The sequence below is a fragment of the Streptomyces sp. NPDC096193 genome (assembly GCF_040302905.1).
Classification (GTDB): domain Bacteria; phylum Actinomycetota; class Actinomycetes; order Streptomycetales; family Streptomycetaceae; genus Streptomyces.
In genome coordinates this window covers 57,247-79,378 of record NZ_JBEOSJ010000005.1, presented here as the reverse complement: position 1 = coordinate 79,378, position 22,132 = coordinate 57,247, and the positions used below count along the sequence as shown (strand labels likewise).

Genomic DNA, 22,132 nt, shown 5'->3' with positions numbered 1-22,132 from the left:
TCGGAAGGTGCGAAAGCATGGGGATTGAAGCGCCGGAGCGCACTGCCGTGAAGCCGGACTCCGCCGGCCTGACGGGAGTACGGCTCCACACCCGGATGCCGGTGACACCGGCGTGGCTGACCCAGCGCATCGTGCCGGTCGCCCGCGCCCTGAGTGAGCAGGGAGCACCCGCCGTCCAGCTGCGCCGCGGCTGGCTGCACGGTCCGCACGTCGACATCCTCGCCCTGAACGTCCCGGGCATGCCCGGCGGCGCCGACTGGGAGGCGACGGCGGCCGCGCTCGACGCGGGACCGCTCGACCCGCCCCGGGCGCTCACCGAGGAGGCATACCTGGGGCAGGCACGGGAGTTCGGGCGCCTCGAAGCCGTCCAGCCCCCGTACCTTCCGCTGCGCGAGCACGGCGCCGTCGCCCACCTCGGGCCCGCCGACACCGCCTCGCGCGAACCGCGGCTCGACCGCTTCCGCACCGTGGTCCTCGGCGCCCTCACCAAGCCGCTGCTGCGCACGATCGAGGGGATCACGGCGGAGCCGGCCACCGCGACCGTGCGCCTGGCCGAGGCGTTCGCCGCGCTCGCCGACACCCATCTCCTCGGCCCCGCCCACGGAGTGTTCTCGCCGCGCTCGCACGTGGAGGCGTTCCTCGCATGGGCGGCCCCGACCAAGGACGTTCGGCCGCTGTTCCGGGAGCGGCTCACCCGGGACGCCGCCCGGCTGCGCGCCGTGGTCGAACAGCGCCTGAGCGGCGAGGTGTCGCCGGCCGCGGCCGAGTGGCGCACCGCCTTCGCCTACAGCTCAGGAACCCTGGAGAGCGCGGTCGCCTCCGGCACCCTCACCCTCGACCTGCTCGACTCCGTCACCGACGGCGTCGACCGCAGCGAGATGGGCCCGCCCGGAGCGACCCGCACCGTGCCACAGGGCGACCAGCCCGACACCGACTTCCACCGGGCCGTCGGAGCGTCGGGGGTGGTGGCCAGCCCCTCACGGTGGTTCGCCGCCTTCCGGCTGCTGACGAACCTCTTCTACGAGCAACTGCCGCTGCTGACCGTCTCTCCCATGCAGCGCTACTACATGTGCTTCGCGATCGCCGAAACGGTCGACGAGGTCCTCGGCGTGTCCTGGCAGGACCGGCTGAACGCCCAGCGGGACCGGATGACCGCCGCCACGACAGCCGACACCACGGGAGCCCCGCGATGACCACGACCGCATCCGCCCGCGAACCCCTGTGGTTCCTGCGCGTCAATCCGCTGCGCCGCAGCCGGCTGAGCGATCCGGCACAGCGCCGTCTCCTCGACGAACTCGCCACCGTCGAGGAGACGCTGACGGCCGCCGCCGAGGAGTGCTCCGAGGAGCTCTACCACCGCATCGCCGCCGCCACCGACGACACCGAGCGCCGCGATCTCATCGCACTGCGCCGCTCCATCCACAACGGCCGAGCCCCGAAGAAGGCGCCCGACCCCGCCACCCCCGCGGTGACCCGGTGGCTCGAGACCCGGGACGGCCGGGAGCGGCTGCGCGCCGAGATATCGGCCGGGTACGCGGTGGCGGCCGACCGCGAACGCGGGTGCCTCGCCGCGCTGTTGGGCGACGACGATCTGCTGCGCTCACTGGCGCTGATCGCACCCGAGGTCCACCAGGAGGCGGTGCGCTACCGCGCCGCCGTCCTCGGCCCCGGCAAGGTCACCGCCCGCACCCGCAAGTCCGAGCGCGGGCTCATCCAGTACGTCACCCGGGCCATGGTGCGCACCAGCCCGCTGTCCCGGTTCACGGCCGTCGGCATCGCCGAGCCGGGCCCGGACGGCGTCGACCCGGGCGACGTGCCGTTCGAGGGCGCGACGGCCTTCCCCGGCCTGGACCGCGTCATGCTCGGCTACGTCCTGGGCGGGCTGCCCGACCCCGGTGACGCGGAACTCGCCGATCTGTGGATCGGGTTGCCGCCCACCTCCGCCCCCGACGAGGCGGCCGGCAAGCTCTTCTTCCTCAAGCTCGGCGAGACGGGCATGCGCCGTCTCGCGGTGCCCCTGGACGGGCCCGTCGGCGATCTGCTCGACGCGGTGTCCATGGGACCACGGCCCTACCCGTCCGTCGTGGCGCATGTCGCCGACCGCGCGGGCTGCTCCGCCGAGGACGCCGAGCGGCGTGTACGCCACGCCCTCGGGCAGGGCGTGCTGTGCAGCTTCCACGAGGCCGAGGACGGCTCCGCCGACTACGATGACCTCCTGACGCCGGACGATCCGCGCGCGGGCGACCTGACCGCGGCCGTCCGGGCGGGCCTGCCCGCGCTGGCCGCCGCGCCGGCGTCCGAACGCGGCGCCGTGCTCGATGAGTTGCGCGGCAGTCTCGGCAAACTGAGCCACCTCGCCGGGCGGCCCGCCCAGATCACGGTCGAGGAGGACTACGTCATGCCGCCGCTGACGGTGGCGACCGAGCGGTGGCACCGCCCCCTGGCCGACCTCGGACCGGCCGTCGAGCTGCTCACCGTCTTCGACTGGCTGCACGACGTACGCGTCCTGATGACCGCCGCGTTCGTCGAGCGGTTCGGCGCCGGTGCCAATGTGCCGCTCGCCGCCAACGCGCCGTTCGTCGTCGGCGAGGTCTCCCGCCGCGCCGCCGCCATGGCCGCCGCCTACGGCCCCGACGGCACCGGCGACATCGCCGCCCTCGACGGCATCGGCCCTGCCGACGGCTCCCTGGAGCGCATGTACCTGCTGCGCCGCGAGCTGACCGAGGCCGTCCACACCCGTCTGTCCAAGACCGTCGACGCCGGCGAGGACACCCTCCGGCTGACGGCCGAGGACGTCCGGGAGCTCACGGCGGCCCTGCCCGACCGGTTCCGCCAGGACCGCCTCATCTACGGCGTCCTGCTCCAGCAGGCCGGCGAGCAGCTGATCCTCAACGACGGACTGCCGGGCCACGGCATGCTCTACGCCCGCTTCCTGGAGGCCGACCGGCGGCTCGGCGGCCGCGCCCTGCCGCTCCTCGCCGAGCATCTGCAGCGCGCCTACGGCTCGGACGGCCACCGCGTCACCGAGGACCTCGGACTGCACCGGCTCAACGTCAACGCGCACACGCCGATCCTGCCCGGCGGGCTCCGGCCCGAGGACTGGTTCGGACTGCGCCTCGCGCACGACCCGGACACCGACACCCTCAGGGTCGAGGACGAGGACGGCCGGCCCCTGCGGGTCCTGCCGCTGGGCACCGGCCACCCCGGCCTCTTCCCGCCGCCGCTGTCCGTCGCCTCCGGCCTGGTCATCAGCGGCCGTCTCTTCAACGCCCTGCCCAACAGCTGGCACGCCGCCACCCCTTGGGACCGCGGCACCACCAGGACGGCACCCCGGATGGCGGTCGGCGAGGTCCTGATCGGCCGGCGCCGCTGGTACGGCGGCGAGGAGCTGGCCACCGCCGTCGCCGCCGGCCCCGACGAACTGGACCGGCTGCTCGCGCTGAACGCCTGGCGGGCCCGGCACGGTGTCCCCGAGGAGGTCGTCATCAAGACCGCCCCCGAGGACGAGGGCCCCCTCTCGGTCGGCGCACCCGACGTCCAGTCCAAGCGGCTCCAGCAGAAGCCGCAGTACGTGGACCTCACCAGCGCCCTGAGCGCGCGGGTGCTGCCGCGGATGCTGGACCGCCGCGGCGCGGACACCGGCGGGAGCTACCTGGAGGAGGCGCTGCCGGCCGTCGTGGACGGCACCCACGCCACCGAATGGGTGGTCGAGGTCGGCCGCGAGCCCGGCGGCAGCTTCACCTACGACACGGGGGAGCGGTCATGAGGCTCGTCGCACGCCCGGACCTGCACTTCGCGCCGGTGCCCGGCGGGGTGTACTTCAGCGGTACGCACGGGCAGTTCGTGCTGCGCGGCTCGGAGCTGCTGTTCGCCGTCGCGGAGGGGTGCGTACCCCTCCTGGAACCGGGCGCCACCGAGGACGAGCTCGTCACGGCGATCGGCACCGAGCGCGCCCGGCCCGCCGTCCGCCACCTCGTGGACCGGCTGCGGGCCAACCGCATGCTGCTGGACCCGTCCGCGTTCACCGTTCCGCCGCCGGACACGGCTGAGCGCTCCCGTCACCCCGAGGCGATCGCCCGACTGGAGACCCTGCTCGACGACCCGTACGCCGCGTTCGCCCGGCTGCGTGCCGCGACCGTGCTGCTGACCGGGCCGGCCACGGCGACCGGGCCCGCGGCGCGCGGCCTGCGCCGGGCCGGCGCCGGGCAGGTGACGGTCGCCGACTCCCCGGCCGCCTACGGCGGTTCGACGGAGACCGTGGACGCCGTCGTCGTCTGCGGGGCGGGCAGCGCTGCCGCCCTCCCGGCCGGCATTCCCGACGGCGTCCCGGTGATCCCCGTGCTGCTCGGCGAGCGCGTCACCGTCGTCGGGCCCGCCGTGACGGGCCCGGACGGCGGCCGCACCTGGCAGGCCTTCCGGGACCGCGCACTCGGCTGGGCGGCCGCGCAGAACACGGAGCCGGCGGCCCGCCCGGTCGCCGACGCCCTCGCCGGCGCACTCGCCGGCCAACTCGTCTTCGACGCCCTGACGGGCACGGCGGACATGGGCGAGGCCCATGTCGTGCACGGGACGGCCCTGGTCGCGGACCGGGTCACCGTCGAGGGAGCTCACATGGCGGCCGCGACCGGCCGGCCGAGCTCCCTCGAAGACGCCCCCGCGGAGCCGATGCCCGAGCCCGAGGACGCGCTGGCCGCCGCCGGCGCCCTCACCCGCCGCTGGACCGGGCTGTTCGCCTCCGGAGCCGGTGAGGACCTGCCGCAGATGCCGCTCGCCCTGCGCCCGGCGGAGCCGCGCGCGGACCGTACCGGCGCCGTCGTCGGCTGGGCCGGACACCAGGAGACGGCGACGATCGCCGCCGCCCTCCAGGCCCTGCGGGCCAGGTCGCCCGAGGGCGGCACACCCGCCGCCGGTCTCACCGAGCAGCACTGGCTCCTGGACGGCGCCCTGCGCGAACTCACGCCGTCGGCCGCGCCCCTGGCGGACGTCACGCCGGACCACCTCGACCCGGAGGCCGCCCGGATCCTCGGCGCGGTGCGCCCGCTGCTGCCCGACGCGCCCACCCTGGAACTCCTGCACCTCCCCGGCCTCGACTGGCGGCTCGCCCGCGTGGCCGGGGCGGGGGACGTGCTCGGCCTCGGCTGGGGCGCGAGCGCGCAGGAGGCCACCCGTACCGCGCTGTGCACGGCACTCGCCCGTCTTCAGACCGCCGGGGACGGCGAGGGGTGGGTCGCGGACGTGTCGACCGACGCGCTGCTGTTCGCCGGTGCCGACGTCCTCGGCGCCCTGCGCAAGCAACTCACCACCCATGCCGAGGAGTCGGGCCTCGTCCTGCGCGGCCGGGCCGTGCGGTCGGATGCCGTACTCGGCGAACTCCCCCTCTGGTACGGCCCGGTGGAGGCAGCCGCACGGGCACCGCGGACCCAGGACACGCAGGAGACCCAGGATGCGAACTGACCTCCCCGCGGGCCGGGCCGGCGCACCGGCGTACGGCCCCGGGCTCTCACCCCCGTACGACGACGAGGCCTGGCACACCGCGTTCGCCGCCCTGGCCGAGGCCACCGACGGCGCGGTCGCCGTGAACCGCGGCTGGGACCTCGCCTTCGAGCGCGAGCGCCTCGACGAGGCCGCAGCCCGGGGCCGCTCCCACCTCTCCATCCGGGTGCACGGCGACGAGGTCCTCGTCGGCCCGCTGTGGCTGCCGGGCACCGACGCGGGCTGCGCGGGCTGTGCCGAGGTGCGCGACCGCACCGTCCTCGAACACCCCCTGGTGGGGGACCTCACCCAAGCCACCGCGGCCCCGTCCCCGAGCGCGCCGCTGCTGCCCGAACTGCTCCGGGCGACCCTGGAGCATCTGGCACAGCGGCCGCTGGGGCCCGGCGAGCTGTACGCCGTCTCGCCGCGCGGTCTGCGCCGCCACCGCATCGCGCGCAGCTTCCACTGCCCGGTGTGCGGCCCGACGGAGGCCGAACTGGACGGCACGGCCGTGCCGTTGCCGCTCGCGTTGCGTGCCCGGCCCGCCTCGCCCGGCGACCCCACCCGCTCGGCGCACAGCCGCCTCGTGGAGCGCGGGCTGCTGCGCGACCGGCTCGTCGACGACCGCTACGGCCCGGTCCGCGCGATCCTGCGCGAGTCCCACGCCCCGTTCGCGATGAGCATGGCCGTGGTGCCCGACGCCCCGGCCATGGGCCACGGCCGCGCGCAGACCTTCGCCGAGACCGAGCCCGTCGCCGTCCTGGAGGCGTACGAACGCCTCGGTGGTTTCCCGTACGACATCCCGGTCCTCACGGGCCGTGCGTACACGGAGATCGCCGATCACGCCGTGGACCCCTCGACCCTCGGCCAGTACACGGCCGAGCAGCTCGCGCACCCCACCTCGCGGGTGACGCCGTCGGACGAGCACACGCCGATGGACTGGGTGTGGGGCCACGACCTGGCGGACGGCAGAGCCCTGCTCGTCCCCGCCGACCACGCCTTCTATCAGTACGAGTACGCGTTCCGCCGGGACCGGCGGGCCGCACGCGAGGTCGGTCCGACGGCGCGCGAGCACTACTTCTACGAGTCCTCCAGCGGCTGTGCGGTCGGCTTTGGCCTCGAAGAGGCCGCGCTGCACTCGCTGTTCGAGCTGGCGGAGCGCGACGCGTTCCTCACCTCCTGGTACCGGGCGGCGCCCCTGCCGTACATCCCGGAGGCGTCGATCACCGACCCGACGAGCCGCGGCATGATCGAACTGATCAGGGCGCGCGGCTTCGACGTCCATCTGCTCGTCGCCACCCAGGACATCGCGCTGCCCGTGGTCTGGGTGCTCGCGGTGAACCGGCTGAACCCCTTCCCGGCGACGTTCTCGTCCGCCGGGTCCGGCGCCGATCCGCAGTCCGCGATCCGTGGAGCCCTGCGCGAGGTGGCCCAGCTCGTCACCAACCCGGTGGACTGGACCCGCGAGCAGGTGGAGCCGATGGTCGAGGACCCGTGGCTGGTGCAGGAGTTGGAGGACCACGTCCGGTTCTCCTCGCTGCCCGAGACCGCCGGCCGTGCCACGGCCGCCCTCGGCGGGGCCCGGGTCACGCTGGACGAGGCCTTCCCCGACTGGCCGCGGCGCCTGGCGGAGGCGTCCGGCGGCGATGTGCGCGGAGCACTGGAGTTCGTCCAAAGCCTGTTCGCGGACGCCGGTCTCGACCGGATCGTCCTCGTCGATCAGACCAGCCGCGAGCACGCCGACGCCGGTATCTCGGTCGCGCGCGCCGTCGTGCCCGGCATCCTGCCGATGTGCTTCGGCCATGCCCAGCAGCGTCTTGCGGGGCTGCCCCGGCTGGAGGCCGCACTGCGCGGCACCGGCCAGGAGCACCGGGCGATTCCCTACGACCCCCACCCGTTCCCGTGACGGCGCCGGTGACGGTCGCGGCCGGGCGGGGTCCGGTGGCGGGGGAATCCCCGCCGGTGCGGCGCTCGCCCGTCGATCTTCCCGGACCCGAAGGGGACAACAGCATCGCGCGCGAACCGCTCTGGTTCGCGTACGGCGCCGGCGACGACCAACCCGAGCCGCCCTCCTGGACCTGGGACGCCACCCCGCCCCCGGACACCCATGTCGCGCCCGCCCCCCCGACGGGCGCGGGCGCCCGCACCACCCTGCCGCTCGGCACGGCCGGGCTGCTGGAGCGGATGCCGTTCCCCCGGCTCCCGGCCGCCCGCCCGGTCCCGTGCGGGCCGCCCGCCCTCGCCGTGCCCGACACAGAACGGCGCGGCCGGGCCCTGGTCACCGCGTTCGGGCCGCAGCGGCGTGAGCCCGAGAACCCGTACAACGACCACCGGACCTACGCCTCGCCGCGCTGCCTGTTCCCCGTGCACGCCTTCGTGGACGGAGGCGGCGACGACCCCTGGCGGCTGCTGGAACCGGATCTGCACGCCCTGACCGGGGCGCCGGAACCCGGGGAGATCCGGCGGATCGCGCTGACCGGCCGCTACACGGCGATCCCGGCGGCGTACCAGTGGTTCCGCGGCTCGCTGGTCGCCATCGAACTGGGCATCGTGCTGCGGGCGCTGGGCGTCGGTCTGGAACTCTTCGGGGTGCCCGCCAGGCTGCGGCTGCCGGACGCCGACGCGCATGCGCTGATCGGCGAACTCGGAGCGGAACGCGCCTGGGAGTGGTCGCTGCCCCTCGTGCTCGACCTCGGCGACACGGCCCCGGCGGCTCGTACGACCGGCGACCCCGAGGCTCCCGCGGCTCGTGCGACCGGCACCCCGGCGGCCCCCGCGCCCCGGACGGCCGGCGGCCCGGCCCTCGTACCCGGTGGCATCGGCGCGGGCGACCCGGCGTTCGCCGACCTGGTGCGGGTCAACCGGAGCCAGACGTACGGCGGTTCACCCGCGCCGATGACGACCGCCGTACCCGCGGGCCTGCCGGCCTCCGGACGGACACCGAACTGGGCCGAGCTGCTGTGGAGCCGTCACTCGGGACGGATGCCGCGCGGACTGCACGGCATGAGCGGCCGGCCCGCCCGGCTCCCCGCCGAGGCCCTGCGGACCGCCATGAGCTGGCTCGCCGTACCGCCGCCGGGACCCGAACTCGCCGCCGCCTTCGACGCGGTGAAGGTCACCGCCGTCGTGCAGGGCATCGACGGGTACGACGACGGCGTCCACCGCGTCGAGGACGGCACGGCCCGCCCGGTGCGCGCCGACGCCTCGGCGCCCGCGGCGCTGGAGGAGAACTACGGGTACGGGGTCTCGCCCGTCAACGGCTGCCGCATCCGGCACGCCCCGATGACCGTCTTCTTCTCGGTCCGGCCCCGGGAACTGTTCGCCCGGCTCGGCCCCGCCGGCTGGGGCTCCGCCCAGCACGCCTGCGGCTGGGCGGTCCACGGACTGTGCCTGTCCGCGGCCGCGTCGGGCCTGTTCGCACGCCCCGTCAGGGCGTTCAAGGAGATACCCACGCAACGCGTCATCGGCCTCGACGAGGACGAGGCGATCGTCCTGTCGGCGGTCGTGGGGGTCCCGCAGGACACCGGTGGCGCGCTGCTCGACCTCAGAGTCTGACGGCTCGGAGCGCGAAGGAGCGACACATGACGCAGCGAGAGACGACCGGGCACACCACCCCGGCCGGCGGGACCACGGGCTGGAACGCGTGGCACCTGCACCTCGGCACCACCGCACGATCGGCCCACGACCGGGTACTGACCGAGGTCGTGGGCCCGGTGGTACGCGAACTGGGCCCGGACCGGCCCTGGTTCTTCATGCGGTACTGGCAGTCCGGGCCGCACATCCGGCTGCGGGTCGGCGACCTCGACCCACGGACGTACGACCGGGTCGAGCGGAGCCTCACCGAGCGGCTGGCGGTCGCAGGCCGGCTCACCGGCGGCGAGGAGCCGCTGGACGCGGACGCCTACCGGCTCGGCGCCGGACGGCTGGCCGCCGCGGGCGAGACGGGCGACAACCGTTTCGTGCGGGAGCTGCGGGAGCCGGGCGTCCACCGGGCCGTCTACGAGCCGGAGACCGAGCGCTACGGGGGCGCGTCCCTGATGCCCGCCACCGAGCGGCTCTTCCGGCTCGCCAGTGAGCTCGTCCTCGGGTGCGTCCCCCGGATCTCCACCGACGGACACCGCGCGATGCTCGCGCTGCGCGGCACGATGGCCGCGGCCGGCGCCCTCGGCGGTCCGGAGGAGCGCTCGTACTACTACGCGCACGGCCTCGGCGCGTGGCGCGCCTGGGCGACGGAGGCCGGCCACCCGGACGACCTGCTCGATCGGATCATTACCGTCAACCGGGACGGTTCCGCCAAGGACGCCGCCGCGGACCACGGCCCCTTCGCCGGCTGGCACAGCGCGCTGGTGTCCCTGAAGGACCTGATCGAGGAGAAGTCGCCGACCCACCCGGGCATGATCCTCTTCTCGCACGCCCACATGCTGCACAACCGGCTCGGTCTGAGCCTGCTGGACGAACTGCGCACGTACGCCTGGCTCGCCCATGTCTTTCCCCTCCCCGAGGGTGCGCACGGCCTCGGGGAGCTGACGCGGACCGCCTGACCCCCCGCGGGACGACAGGGCCCGGCCGGATCCCTTCCGGCCGGGCCTTCTCGTACGCCCGCGGGCTTCCCAGCCGGCGGGGCGGCGTTGCGGTCACCGGATCCCGGCGCACCGAGGGGGGCCTCCCAGGGAGGCCCCCCTTGCCGTGAGCGGTGCGGTGTCGCGCGGATGCCTCACTCCGGTCGCGGGTCCCAGCGGAAGCGGCGCACGGCGATCAGGGCGCCGATGACACCCCAGGCCGCCAGGACGGCGAGTTCCTTCCACTGGTAGCCGGGGTCGTTCGCGAACGGCGCCAGCATGGCGTCGTTGAACGGCTTCACCGGCAGCAGACCCGCGATCGTGTTCAACACGTCGGCGTGGATCGGAAAGTAGCTGCCGGAGATGAAGACCAGCGGGAACTGGATGAACTGCACGACGGCCGGCGCCGCCTCCGAGTTCTTGATGAGCGAGGCGACGCCCACACCCAGGGCGCAGAAGCTCGCCGCACCCAGCACCAGGGTCAGCACGACGGGCCCCCAGGCGGAGGGCAGCGTCACGCCGTACAGCGAGCCGATGCCCATGACCAGAGCGACGTCGACGACGCTGACCACCACACAGTGGACCAGCAGGCCCGCGAAGTAGATCCAGGCGGGCAGCGGGGTGGCGTGCAGCCGCTTGAGGATGCCCTGCTGGCGGCGCATCGCCAGCACGATCGCCAACTGGCCGTAACAGGCGCCGAGTACGGACACCGCGGCGATCGTCGGTGTGTAGTACTGCATGCCCGTGAGACCGAAGAAGAAGGTCTCGCCGCTGCCACCGCTGAAGACGGCACCGAAGATCCCGATGATGACGATCGGCAGGACGAAGGTGAACACCATCGACTGCGGGTTGCGCCAGAACGACAGCTGCTCGAAGCGGATCTGGTGGATGAGAAGGGACAGTTGGCCGCTTCCGCCACGGACCGCTGGGCGGTCGGCACGCGTGGCCGTGGTCGGGGTCAGGGTGGTCATGAGCGGCTCCGGCTCGGTCGGCGCCGCCCTCGGGCCGAGGACGGCGAGGGTGCTTCCTTGTCTGAGTGGTCCGCGTACTGGCGCGTGAGATCCAGGTAGACGTCCTCCAGCGTCGGCTGCACCACGCTGAGGCGCTCCAGCGGAGTGCCGCGGCGCAGTGCCCAGTCGGTGAGCTTGTGCAGCGCCGCGGTCGGCTCCTCGGCCTCCGCCGTCACGAGGCCGTCCTCCACCGACGTGACGGTGAGCGGGATGTCGGACGGCACGGCGCCGCGCGGCAGCGCGAAGCTGATGCGGGCCAGCGCGCTGTCCCGGCCGCCGAGGGTCTCCGGTGTGCCGGTGGCGACGATCTCGCCGCCGGCGATGACGACGACCGAGTCGGCGAGCGCCTGGGCCTCGTCCATGTAGTGGGTGGTCAGCACGATCGTGGTGCCGGCGTCCCGGAGGTTGCGCACCACGTCCCAGGCACCCCGGCGGGCCCCCGGGTCGAAACCGGTCGTGGGCTCGTCCAGGAACAGCAGCTGCGGGTCACCGATGACGCCCAACGCCAGGTCCAGACGCCGCTTCTGCCCTCCTGAGAGGTCCTTCACCTTCGCGCCGCGCTTCTCCTGCAGACCGACGAGGTCGATCACCTCGTCCACGCCGCGCGGCGCCGGGTAGTAGCCCGCGTTCCGCGCGATGGTCTCCCGTACCGACAGATACGGCTCGACGGCGATGTCCTGCAGCACGAGACCGATCCGGCCGCGCAGCCACTTGCCGTCCGCCTTCTTCCCCGGGTCGCGCCCGAGCACCTCGACCCGGCCTCCGTCGCGTTCACGGAAGCCCTCGAGAATCTCCAGTGTGGTGGTCTTGCCCGCGCCGTTCGGACCCAGCAGGGCAAAGATCTCGCCCTCCGAGACGGTGAAGTCCACACCGCGTACGGCCTCGTGGTCTCCGTAGCGCTTGCGCAGGCCCTCCACGGCCACCGCGGTCACCGCGGTCCCTCCGGTTCCTTCACTGTCTTTCCTCCCGGCGTAGTGGTCGCCCGCGGACAGAACTCCGGGGCGCACTCCGGACGTTAGGACCGGGCCAGGGGCTTCCAGGAGGGCGCGGAGGGGAGCCGGTGACGGACGTCATGGAACCGGCGACAGTTGTCAGGGGAGGGCGTGACCCGCGTTGCCGCCGGGGTGGCGGCCGCACATTCTCGTGGGGCGGGGCCGGTGCGAGAGCCGCTCCGCCGACAGGTGCGGCGACGCGGAAGGCGGTCACAGACGTGCGGTTCGGGGAAGTGGACGAAGTGGGACGACCGCGGATCACCGTGGTCGGCGCGGGCATCGGAGGCCTGGCACTCGCCGGCGCGCTGTCCGCGAACGGCACACCGTACGAGATCTTCGAGCAGACCCGGCAGCTGGCCGAGGTCGGGGCGGGCGTCCAGCTCTCCCCGAACGCGATCCGTCCCCTGGTCCGCCTCGGTCTCGAACCCGCGCTGCGCAAGCACGCGGTACGCATCGAGGCGATGGAGGTACGCGGCTGGACCGGCCGCCCCATCGCCCGTACCCCGCTCGGCGGGGACTGCGAGCGCATGTTCGGCGCGCCCTATCTGACCATTCACCGGGCCCATCTCCACGAGGCCCTGCTCTCCCTGGTGGACGGCGACGGCCTGCACCTGGGCCGGCGGCTGCGCGCCGCTCAGGAGACTTCGGAGGGAGCACGGCTCACCTTCGACGACGGCACCGTCCGCCCGGCTGATGTCGTCGTCGGCGCGGACGGAATCCACTCGACGGTCCGCGAGACGTTCCACCGCGACGCCCCGGTCTTCGCCGGCCTCGGCATCTACCGCGGTCTCGTTCCGGTGGACCGTCTGCCCGCGGAGGCCCGCGAGGCGCTGGTCCGTCTGTGGCTGGGCCCGGGCGGGCACTTCGTCTGCTACCCGGTCTCCTCGGGCGAGTACATCAGCTACGCGGCGACCGTGCCGATGTCCGACGCACCGCCCGAGTCCTGGTCGGCACCGGGAGACCCGGAGGACCTGACACGGGCCTTCGGGGCGTGGAGCGGCCTGGTCGGCGACATCGTCCGGGCCGTGGAGAGCACCCACCAGTGGGCGCTGCACGACCGGCCCCCGCTGCGCACCTGGTCCAGCGGCCACATCACGCTGCTCGGTGACGCGGCGCACCCGATGCTGCCGTTCATGGCCCAGGGCGCGAACCAGGCGATCGAGGACGCGATGGACCTGGCGGCCTGCCTCGCCGACGACTCCGGCACACCGGTCGCGTCCCGGCTCGCGCACTACGAGTCGCTGCGCATCCCACGCACCGCGGAGATCCAGCGCGGCTCCCGCGGCAACGCCGGAGTCCTGCATCTGCCCGACGGCCCGGCCCAGCGCCGCCGGGACGCGCGGATGGCGGTCCATGCGGCCCTGCACGACCGGGCGACGCTGTACGCGCACGAGACCGGTCGCAGTGTCGTGCCCTCGGGGGTGTGACACGGCGGTGGACGGCAAGGAGCCCCGGGCTGGCGGCCCGGGGCTCTGTGCTGTTGTCGGACACACTCGGGCGTGACCGGGACATCGGGTCCTGTGTGTGAGGCCGGCGCCGTCCCAGTACGTGAACCGTGCGCCGGGTCCTGCGCATCAGGTCCTACGCGTCCGGCCCCGCGCGCCGGGTCCTGCGCATCGGCTCCTACGCGTCGGAGTCCTCGAAACGGGCGTCCAGCACCGCGTCGAGTTCCGCCGCCCACTGCTTCAACTCCGCCTTGGACGAGGCCTCGACGTCGTTTTCGAACCAGCGCTGACTGGACACGTAGACGGTGACACCGAACCGCCGGCCGAAGCGCGGCGTGCCGATCTCCACCGCCCCGATCTCGTCCCAGCCGAAGCGTGCCTCTTCCTCGTCCAGCCGGAAGGTGATTCCTTCCGCGTCGGCGACGATGGCGCCCCGGCGGTCGGAGACCTCGAAGACGGGCCCGTCGTCCCCGGCCGATCCCTCTTTCCCGGGATCCTCGGGCGCGGACCCCTCCGCGTCGGAGCCCTCGTCCTCGGACGTCACGCGCTCGGGCGCGGCGTCCTCCGGCGGTGCCTCGTCGGCCTGTTCCGCGTCGGTGGCCTGCTCGGGGACGGCCGCGTCCCTCTCGTCACCCTCCGCGGGGCGTGGGGGCACCAGCCCGGGGATGTGTGCCGGGTCGAGTCCGGCGGCGGCCGTCGGCGGGATGATCGAACCTATGCGCTGCTCCACGGCAGGCAGTATGGCGGACGAACCTGTGCGGGTCCCAGTCGAACCGCACAGCCGGCGCGAACGTGAACGCCCCGTCGCAGGTCACCCGTCCGTCCGGGTCGTCCCGCGTGGGATACGCGACTCGGGCTGCCGGCCCAGGAGTTCGGCCATTCCTCTCCGGGTGGCCGCCACCACCACACAGTCCTCGGGCCGCAGGACGTATCCGGGGTGGAGGTCCCACAGCAGCCGGCCGGCGTGCTCGCGGCGGATGTCGCGGCGCGCGGTGGCGAGGTCGGGGCGGCGGTCGTCCGGCTCCGCCATGTCCAGGGCGATCACCCGCCATGCCCCCGGCCGGAACGCCTCCGCGACCGTCCGCCCCTCGAACTGCGGATGCCCGGCCACCTCCAGCGCGGCGATGAGCAGCACCTTGCGCTCGACCGGGATCGCGCCGAGGATTTGCCGTCCCATCATCGCGCCGGCGAACGCGGGAGCGGCGAGCGTGGAGACGCTACGGCTCCGGGTCAGCGCGTCGGGATGGGCCACGCGCAGGGTGCGGTAGACGGCGGTGGCGAAGTCGTCGTCGTACAGCCGCAGGGCGACCCGCAGATCCGCCTTGACCGTCCGCGCGTACAGCGTCGCCTCCAGGTTGGTGGTGTCGACACTGGTCAGGGACAGCAGCGCGTACGCACGGTGGATCTTCGCCGCCTCCAGGACGCCCTCGTGCGTGACATCGCCCAGCACCACGGGAACGCGCAGCCGCCGCGCCAGCGGGATGCCCCGGGCCTCGGGGTCCTCCTCCACGCACACCACCGGGATTCCCAGCTCACGGAGTTGGACCAGGACGCGGGTGCCGACCTTGCCCAGCCCGAGCAGCACGACGTGCCCCGACAGGCCGCGCGGGGGACGGCGCAGCGCCGCCGCGCCGCGGAACGCGCCGAGCGCCTCCAGCCCGCCCGCGATCAGCACGGGCAGCAGCGCCAGCCCGGCCAGTCCGGACAGCAGCTGGAGCACCTGACGCGCGGTGGGCTCCCCGACGGCCGGGTCGCCGATGGCGAACAGGTCGAGCAGGGTCAGATACGCGGCCCGCAGCGGGTGTTCGCCGGTCGTCAGCCAGGAGGCGACGGCGAGTGCGAGCACGACCGCCCCCATCCCGGCGAGCGCCCAGCGCAGCCGCCGCGAGAAGATCTCGCCGAGCGGCGCACCTCGTCCGGCCAGCTGCCGGGGCGGTACCGCGGGCCCGCTGTGCGACACGGCCTCCAGCACCACCGTGCCCCTCCGCGTCGAGGCGGCGACGGTCGCGTCGTCGGGCAGCAGCAGCGGTCTGTCCGCGCCGATGTCCGAACCGGCCGTGCCGGAGGGGCCGTGGCCGGTGGACGACAGCAGCGCGAGGGTGCACAGACCGGAGTCGGGAGCCTCGCCCTGGCGGTGCGGCGGCCGCTCCACGGCTCGCAGCAGCAGACCGTCGGCCTGGACGACCTTGCTCGTACCGGCCACGGCCGTGGCGGCCAGCGCCGGCGCGGCGGTGTCCGCGTCCGACAGCACGGTCGTCGACGCGTCCAGCTCGGACGTGTCCAGCCCGGGCATCGCGACCACGGCGGCCTGGTCGAGCAGCGCCTCCAGATACTGGCCCAGCTTGCGGTTGTAGAGCCGGATCACCAGCCGCAGTCGTGGATTGAGCCGGCGCGCGGCCAGCGCGGCCCTTATGTTGGTCTCGTCGTCGTCATGGACGAGAGCGACGGCGGCGGCCTGTTCCGCACCGGCCAGCCGCAGCGCCTCCTCGGTCGGCTCGGCGGCTTCTATCTCGCGTACGGGCAGCAGGATTTCGCCGCTGGACCCGGTCGCGTCCGCTGCCCCCGGCCGGTTCATCGCGGCGCTCACCCGCCCGAAGAGCGCGGAGGCGATCCGGTTCGGCACGGCGGCCGCCGGACTGCTCGCCGACGACCGCGCCGGCGGTACGACGAGGGTGACCCGCTGGCCGTACACGCTGTGCAGCTCACCGGCGAGCCGGGTGGCCAGCGCGTCGTCACCGCAGACGATCATCTGCCCGGCGGGCACGGGCTGTTGGGCCGCGGGTGCAAGGGAGGAGGACACGCCCCAACCCTCTCGCGCCGACCCCCCTCGGCGCACGGCGGCCTCCCGCGCGTGCGTCCCCGTTCAGCGCGGAGCCGGCCCGGTTGCGTGGCTCCGGGGACGCGCGGCGGAGGGCTACCGCGCCACGAACTGCGTCAGGATGGCCTGCACCTCGTAGATGTCGACGCCCTTGGTGAAGGTCTTCTGGATCGGGGCCGGCGTGCCCGACACCCAGATCTTGAGCTCGGCGTCGAGATCGAACGTCCCGGCGGTCTCCACCGCGAAGTGCGTGATGCTCCGGTACGGCACGGAGTGGTACTCCACCTTCTTGCCGGTGATGCCCTGCTTGTCGATGAGCAGGAGCCGGCGGTCGGTGAAGAGGATCGTGTCGCGGATCAGCAGATACGCGGCGTGCACCTGCTCGCCCTGCCCGAGCAGCCGCGCGTAGTCCTGCTGCGCCGCCGCCGGGTCGATGGTGTGCGCGTTCCCGAACAGTGCCATGGATGGCCCCCCAACTCGTCGATGCGAATCTCCCAGCGTATAGGGGTGGCCCAAATGACCGGACGGCGTGGCGATCACACGCCATTCGCCGCTGCGGGGACCGCCGCGGGAACTGGCGGCCCACCCCCGGGCGTCGAACAGGGCAGGGGGAAACGACTGAAGGGAACAGACACATGACGGTCACGCTGGGCGAGGAGATCATGCTGCTGTCGCTGGACGACGAGTCCGGAGAGGCGAAGGAGCGGCAGGCCGCGGGCTGGGCCGTCGCGGGCGGCATCGTGCTCGAACTCGTCCTCGCGGGCCGCATAGCGGTGGACCGCGAGCGGCTGACCGTGAAGGACACGACGCCCACCGGCACCCGGCTGCTCGACGAGCGGCTTGCGCTGATCGACGCCTGGGCGTCGAAGAAGAGCAGGCCGCCCAAGATCACCGACTGGCTGACCAGGGACCACGACAAGGCCGTCACCGCCACGATCGACAGCCTGCGCGACCGGGGCCTGGTGAGCGAGGAACAGCGCAAGGTCCTCGGCCTCTTCCCGGTCCGCCGCTACCCCGAGGCCGACGGTTCGGCCGAGCGCGAGCTGCGCAGCCGCCTCGCCGCCCTCGTTCTGCACAACGCCACTCCGGACGACCGCTCGGCGGGCCTGATCGCGCTGATCCACGCGGCGAAACTGCACCGGCTCGCCTTCCCGGACCTGCCGCGCAAGGAGGTCTCACCGCGGATGGAGGAGATCGCGCACGGTCAATGGGCGGGCGAGAGCGTGCGCACCGCCATCCGGAACATGGAGGCGGCGATGGTGGCGGTCCTGGTGACGACGACGGTGGTGGTGACGAGCTGATGGTCGGCGGTTCGTCGGCATCGCGGCGCGATCGGTGACGTCGAACCGGGTGCGCGGTGCCGCCGCGCACCCGGTGCACATCAGGGGCGGGAGTCTATGGGCTGCTCCCAGGGCCACTTCGCGTCCCGCGCCGCCTCCAGGAGCGGGATCAGCCGGAAGGCGGCGTCGCTGAGGCCACCGAAGGTGTGGCGGTGCGGCCCGTTGGCGGAGTGCCCGGTGGCGTAGCCCTCCAGGTTCCAGGTGTAGACCGGAATATGGCGGGGCACCGCGGCGAGCGGGTCGGTGCAGAGTGTCGACTGCACCTGCTCGTCGGTGACGACGACCACCCGGGAGTGCCCGCGGTAGTGCTGCCTGACCGCCGCGGCGGTGTTGGTGCCGCCGAGGTCGTGGAACCGGTCCACTGCCCGCAGGACGGACTCACCCGGCCCGGTCTCGACCGTGCGGCTCCCGGTGCCGAACTCGACCAGGTCGGCCTGTTCGGCCCGGATCGCGAGGGCGGTGCCGAAAATGGCGGCGGCGTCCGCCCGGGTGAGGTCGTTCCCCTCGCTGGTCTGCCAGAACATCGAGCCCGAGCGGTCCACCAGCACGAGGGTGCGCCCCGGCAGTGCGGGCACATGGGCGAGCGAGTGATTGAGGGCGGTCTCCAGAGGCTGCGCCCAGCGCGGCGAGGGCACATTGCGGTGGGCGGCCAGATAGCGGAACGGGAACTGCCGTGAGCGGGCTACCTCGTCCGGGTCCGAGATCCGGCGCGCCACCTGAGCGGCGATCTCGTCGCTGACGCCCGCGAGATCGAAGTTGCGCAGGTTGCGGACGAGGGCCATCGACCCCATCGCCGGGATCACGGCCTCCCACACCGCCGCGTCGAGCGGGCCGTGCAGCCAGCCGGCCAGCGCCTCCCACGACATCCCCGCCGCCGCCAGCCGATCGGCTCCGTCCGGCCCGGTGACCAGCGCGTACCGCTCGGCCACCGGCACGGCCATCAGCGCGTGGTGCGCGCAGAGGAGGGCTTCGCCGACGGGCGGCACTACGCGGTGGGGCCGGTGCCGCCGGTCCAGTGCGTACCGGAACAGCTCTCCTTGCCAGGGCCGGTCCGCGGCCGGAGCGGGATGCGTCAACTCCAGTACGTCACCGAACCGGTAGGCCCGGGCGTCGCTGTCGTACTTCAGCAGCGCCCGCCCGGTGTAGAGCCGGCGTACGGCGTCGGCGACCCCGCGCTTGACGGGCTGGGGCAGCCGCCGGCCGTACCGGGAGGTCCAGTACGCCAGCAACTCGCCGGGCTCGTCGGGGCGTTGAAGTACGGCATCGATCGCCTGCCGGCTGTACCCCGCCTCCCCCGCCTCCAGCCGCGCACGGGCGAACTCGGCCGCGCCCACCAGCGAGGCCGTCCGCATCCGGGCGTCGGTCCGCAGCCAGCCGAGCAGTCCGAGGGTCCATGCCGGTTCGCTGAGGGCGAGTTCGCGGATCAGCCGCAGATAGCGGTCGTCGCGCGAATCGGCGCTCTCGTAGAAGGTGTGCCGCCCGACCATGTTGGCGACGGCGAGCAGGAAGAGCGCGTCCTTCGGCTCCCGGACGTACCCGGCGCCGCCCTGATGGTTGGTGATCCACGGCAGTCCCCGGGTGACCGCCGGCGCGGACGCCCCGCGTGGCGGGGTGGCCCACCGGCCCTCCGTGGAGAGCGGGGAGGTCACTCCGCGCGCGGTGAGGCCCGGTACTTCGGCCTGGATCTCCGCCCTGGCGTCGGCTTTGGTCCGCGGGCGGCTGAACCGGGTCATGCAGAAGTCCCCCTGGGGAGCGACGGGTCGACGAGGTGGGTGGCGGCTGTCGGCCACAGCGGTGCGCGGTCACGGGACGGCAGGCGTGGGACCGGTGAGCGCGCGGGATCGAGGGGCACGGGTCGAGGACGTGGGTCGAGGACTCGGCGGTGTGCGCCTTCCGAGATCGGATATGCGCACCGGTGGATGTTTCAGGAAGTAACCGGGACGCAGCGCATCGGAAGGCGCGGGACGTGACGCTACCCGGCGCCGCTCGCCACGGCATCCGAATAAATGACCCGCACCCGTGGACGCACGGCGAGCCCGTTCGACCGGCAATTTCTCGCACCTGCGTACGGCATGGGGCAGACCGTTCGAGGATCGGCCGCTCCGCTTCGTTACCTGGAGCGAAGCTCTGCCCTGGGTGGCGAGCGGGGTGGCGCGGGGGGGTGGTGCGCCGGAGCCCGCAAAGGCTTGCTGTCAGTGACCGCCCGGGTTGGTGCAGCAGGCACGTTTTGTCTGGAACGTCACTTCGCCAGTTAGTTGAACGACGCAATCAAGAGTTACGGAAATGTCCGCATTCAGTAACACGAAGCGGAGCGCCTGCGGACCGGCGCCTCGGGGCCGCAGAGTTTGGGTCCTCGGCCCGGGGACGGCCGAGAACCCGTACAGCACAACGGGCCGAACGGACCGTTGTGCCCCTGATTCGAGGGGGCTTTTCTCTTGTCTGCTTCTCGTACCGCTCGCACTCTCGTCGCCACCACCATGGCCGCCGGCGCGGTGGTGACCGCCCTGGCCATGCCGGCCGTGGCGGCCGACCGCGGACACGACCGCGGGCACGACCGCGGACCCGCCAAGTCGGCGATCGAGCTGGGCCGCATCCAGTACGACAGCCCTGGCCGCGAGGACAACTCCAACCGGTCCCGCAACGCGGAGTGGGTGGACATCAAGAACACCTCCCGCAAGCCGGTCAAGCTGAACGGCTGGACCCTGACCGACAAGGCGGGCCACCGCTACACCTTCCGGCACTTCACCCTCGCCGGTCGCTCCACGGTCCGCGTCCACACGGGCATCGGCCACGACACCCGTACCGACGTGTTCCAGGACCGCCGCAACTACGTCTGGGACAACAAGGACAAGGCCATCCTCAAGGACCGCCGCGGCCACGTCATCGACAGCAAGTCGTGGAACCGTCGCTGACACCGCGCGCAGCCGCGTAGCCGCGGCGCACCTGCGGCCTGAACCGGGCCGCACCGCATGACACCAGGGCCGGACCCCTCCTGACCGGGGCCCGGCCCTGGTCCGTGTCCGGCACGGTCGCTCAGGCCCGGAATGCCGCGCCCGGTCGGCCGGTACCCGACCGGCACGACCGGTACGACACGGATCGGGAAGGTCGCCGGACGCTGACTGCCCCTGGTCATGGGCCGCGGCAAGGTGCCGTTCGTCTCGGCATCACGCATGGATCGGAGCCCGCGGAAATTGGGGGGCGCCCGGGCGGTCGTCCCTGACACATTGGGCGGCAAACTCGGGGCACCCGCGCGCTTGGGCGGTCCCACGGACGAACAGGGAGCGCATGAGCGACCAACCCGCACGCTGGACCCAGGCAACCGTCTACCCCGACATGTGGGCCGACCCGAACGACGACCCGCGCAACAGCGAGGGCGCGAGCCCGGACGGCGAGCTCGCGACGCTGGACGACTTCCTGACCAACTACCGCATGACCCTGCGGATGAAGTGCGAGGGCCTGACCCCGGAACAACTGGCCCACCGCTCGGTCCCGCCGTCGACGATGTCGCTCCTGGGCCTGCTCCGCCACCTCGCCGAGGTCGAACGCGACTGGCGCAACTGGATCACCGACGGCGACCCGGCCCCGAAGCTGTACGGCACACGCGACGCGGACTTCACCGGAGCCGTCGCGGACCAGGCGGTGGTCGACGCCGCGTACGCGGACCTGGAACGCGAACAGGCGGCCACCGACGCGGCGTTGGCCCAGCACACGGACCTGGGCGCGCGCGTGGGAAGGGAGGATATAGCGGTGCGCGAACTGCTGGTCCACCGCATCGAGGAGTACGCCCGTCACTGCGGCCACGCGGACCTGCTGCGGGAGTGCGTCGACGGGCGGGTGGGGCAGTGACGAGGGCGCGTCTGCCGGAGGCGGGTGCGGGGGCGCGGTGAGGCAGGGCCCGGCGCCGAGCCGTGACGCGAAGGCCCTGACCGCTCAGCGGTCAGGGCCTTCGTCGTCTTCTCATGATCGGCCGACACCGCCGGCCTCGGAGCCTCAGAAGAGGCCCTTGTACGCCTTCCAGCTCGTGCTGATCTTCACGGTCGAGCTGAGGGAACCCGCGCCGTTGCCGTTGTTGCGCAGTAGATCCCCTGCCGCGTTGCGGGACACCAGATCGGCCTTGCCGTCCTTGTTCAGGTCACCGACCCCCACGAAAACGTTGCGTCCCGTCGCCCAGTTGTTGCCGAACACCAGAACGCGCGAACTCGCTGTGGCGCTACGACGGTACGGCCGCGGGCACGCTGAAGCCTCGGGCTGCCGTCTTCGCCAAGAACTGGGGCACGGGCCGGAACGTCTTCGTCGGTGTGGGTGATCTGAACCGGGACGGCAAGGCCGATCTGGTGTCCCGCAACGCGGCAGGGGATCTGCTGCGCAACAGCGGCAACGGCGCGGGTTCCTTCAGCTCGACCGTGAAGATCGGGACGGGCTGGCAGGGGTACAAGGGCTTGTTCTGAGCGGGCCGAGCGTCCTCGTCCACCGGGGGCGCGGCCCTCTGGTGGGCG

General features: G+C 73.3%; 18 protein-coding genes. 11 read left to right on the top strand and 7 right to left on the bottom strand.

Going from position 1 to position 22,132, the window contains the following annotated elements; all coding sequences use genetic code 11:
* Nucleotides 1–17: 17 nt before the first annotated feature.
* Genes ABTX78_RS10350 through ABTX78_RS10325 form a run of 6 tightly spaced genes read left to right on the top strand, consistent with a single transcriptional unit; the run spans nt 18 to nt 10,013 of the window.
* Nucleotides 18–1,193: a hypothetical protein gene (locus ABTX78_RS10350; protein ID WP_352206380.1), complete on the top strand. Its 1,176-nt coding sequence runs from the start codon at nt 18–20 to the stop codon at nt 1,191–1,193.
* A complete protein-coding gene (locus tag ABTX78_RS10345) occupies nt 1,190–3,766 on the top strand; it encodes a hypothetical protein (protein WP_352206379.1) in 2,577 nt (858 codons plus the stop codon). Before ABTX78_RS10350 ends, ABTX78_RS10345 begins: the two co-directional genes overlap by 4 nt.
* Nucleotides 3,763–5,454, top strand: coding sequence for a hypothetical protein (locus ABTX78_RS10340; protein ID WP_352206378.1), 1,692 nt, complete (start codon nt 3,763–3,765; stop codon nt 5,452–5,454). Before ABTX78_RS10345 ends, ABTX78_RS10340 begins: the two co-directional genes overlap by 4 nt.
* Nucleotides 5,444–7,378, top strand: coding sequence for a TOMM precursor leader peptide-binding protein (locus tag ABTX78_RS10335; protein ID WP_352206377.1), 1,935 nt, complete (start codon nt 5,444–5,446; stop codon nt 7,376–7,378). The genes ABTX78_RS10340 and ABTX78_RS10335 overlap by 11 nt, the downstream gene beginning before the upstream one ends.
* 56 nt (nt 7,379–7,434) lie before the next feature.
* A complete protein-coding gene (locus tag ABTX78_RS10330; protein ID WP_352206376.1) occupies nt 7,435–9,027 on the top strand; it encodes a hypothetical protein in 1,593 nt (530 codons plus the stop codon).
* Between the two features lie 26 nt (nt 9,028–9,053).
* Complete coding sequence (locus ABTX78_RS10325) at nt 9,054–10,013, top strand: thiopeptide-type bacteriocin biosynthesis protein (RefSeq protein ID WP_352206375.1); 960 nt, start codon at nt 9,054–9,056, stop codon at nt 10,011–10,013.
* 173 nt (nt 10,014–10,186) lie between these two features.
* On the opposite strand, the gene ABTX78_RS10320 is transcribed toward ABTX78_RS10325, so the two are convergent.
* Both ABTX78_RS10320 and ABTX78_RS10315 read right to left on the bottom strand, forming a co-directional pair.
* Nucleotides 10,187–11,002 (bottom strand): ABC transporter permease, encoded by an 816-nt coding sequence (locus ABTX78_RS10320; RefSeq protein ID WP_352206374.1) that lies wholly within the window; start codon nt 11,000–11,002, stop codon nt 10,187–10,189.
* Complete coding sequence (locus ABTX78_RS10315; RefSeq protein ID WP_352206373.1) at nt 10,999–11,973, bottom strand: ABC transporter ATP-binding protein; 975 nt, start codon at nt 11,971–11,973, stop codon at nt 10,999–11,001. The genes ABTX78_RS10320 and ABTX78_RS10315 overlap by 4 nt, the downstream gene beginning before the upstream one ends.
* A 278-nt stretch (nt 11,974–12,251) precedes the next feature.
* Between ABTX78_RS10315 and ABTX78_RS10310 the strand changes: the two genes are divergently transcribed.
* The gene (locus ABTX78_RS10310) at nt 12,252–13,460 is read left to right on the top strand and encodes an FAD-dependent monooxygenase (RefSeq protein ID WP_352206372.1); all 1,209 of its coding nucleotides are present in this window, start codon (nt 12,252–12,254) and stop codon (nt 13,458–13,460) included.
* Between the two features lie 196 nt (nt 13,461–13,656).
* On the opposite strand, the gene ABTX78_RS10305 is transcribed toward ABTX78_RS10310, so the two are convergent.
* From ABTX78_RS10305 to ABTX78_RS10295, 3 genes are all read right to left on the bottom strand, one after another.
* Nucleotides 13,657–14,208, bottom strand: a complete 552-nt coding sequence (locus ABTX78_RS10305) for a hypothetical protein (protein WP_352206371.1) — start codon at nt 14,206–14,208, stop codon at nt 13,657–13,659.
* Between the two features lie 81 nt (nt 14,209–14,289).
* Complete coding sequence (locus ABTX78_RS10300; RefSeq protein WP_352206603.1) at nt 14,290–16,227, bottom strand: NAD-binding protein; 1,938 nt, start codon at nt 16,225–16,227, stop codon at nt 14,290–14,292.
* A gap of 165 nt (nt 16,228–16,392) precedes the next feature.
* Nucleotides 16,393–16,758 (bottom strand): PH domain-containing protein, encoded by a 366-nt coding sequence (locus tag ABTX78_RS10295; protein WP_313945166.1) that lies wholly within the window; start codon nt 16,756–16,758, stop codon nt 16,393–16,395.
* Between the two features lie 173 nt (nt 16,759–16,931).
* On the opposite strand from ABTX78_RS10295, the gene ABTX78_RS10290 reads away from it, so the two are divergent.
* Nucleotides 16,932–17,597, top strand: coding sequence for a GOLPH3/VPS74 family protein (locus tag ABTX78_RS10290; protein WP_352206370.1), 666 nt, complete (start codon nt 16,932–16,934; stop codon nt 17,595–17,597).
* Nucleotides 17,598–17,677: 80 nt separating this feature from the next.
* On the opposite strand, the gene ABTX78_RS10285 is transcribed toward ABTX78_RS10290, so the two are convergent.
* On the bottom strand, nt 17,678–19,369 hold the full coding sequence (locus ABTX78_RS10285; protein ID WP_352206369.1) for a TROVE domain-containing protein: 1,692 nt from the start codon (nt 19,367–19,369) through the stop codon (nt 17,678–17,680).
* A gap of 702 nt (nt 19,370–20,071) precedes the next feature.
* Between ABTX78_RS10285 and ABTX78_RS10280 the strand changes: the two genes are divergently transcribed.
* Together ABTX78_RS10280 and ABTX78_RS10275 are read left to right on the top strand one after the other, a co-directional pair.
* On the top strand, nt 20,072–20,548 hold the full coding sequence (locus ABTX78_RS10280) for a lamin tail domain-containing protein (protein WP_352206368.1): 477 nt from the start codon (nt 20,072–20,074) through the stop codon (nt 20,546–20,548).
* A gap of 373 nt (nt 20,549–20,921) precedes the next feature.
* Entirely contained in the window at nt 20,922–21,482 is a 561-nt protein-coding gene (locus tag ABTX78_RS10275; protein WP_352206367.1) for a DinB family protein, read from the top strand.
* 144 nt (nt 21,483–21,626) lie between these two features.
* Here ABTX78_RS10275 and ABTX78_RS10270 read toward each other — a convergent pair whose 3' ends face one another.
* Nucleotides 21,627–21,821 (bottom strand): FG-GAP repeat domain-containing protein, encoded by a 195-nt coding sequence (locus tag ABTX78_RS10270; protein ID WP_352206366.1) that lies wholly within the window; start codon nt 21,819–21,821, stop codon nt 21,627–21,629.
* Between the two features lie 113 nt (nt 21,822–21,934).
* On the opposite strand from ABTX78_RS10270, the gene ABTX78_RS10265 reads away from it, so the two are divergent.
* Complete coding sequence (locus ABTX78_RS10265) at nt 21,935–22,084, top strand: FG-GAP repeat domain-containing protein (RefSeq protein ID WP_352206365.1); 150 nt, start codon at nt 21,935–21,937, stop codon at nt 22,082–22,084.
* Nucleotides 22,085–22,132 lie beyond the last annotated feature (48 nt).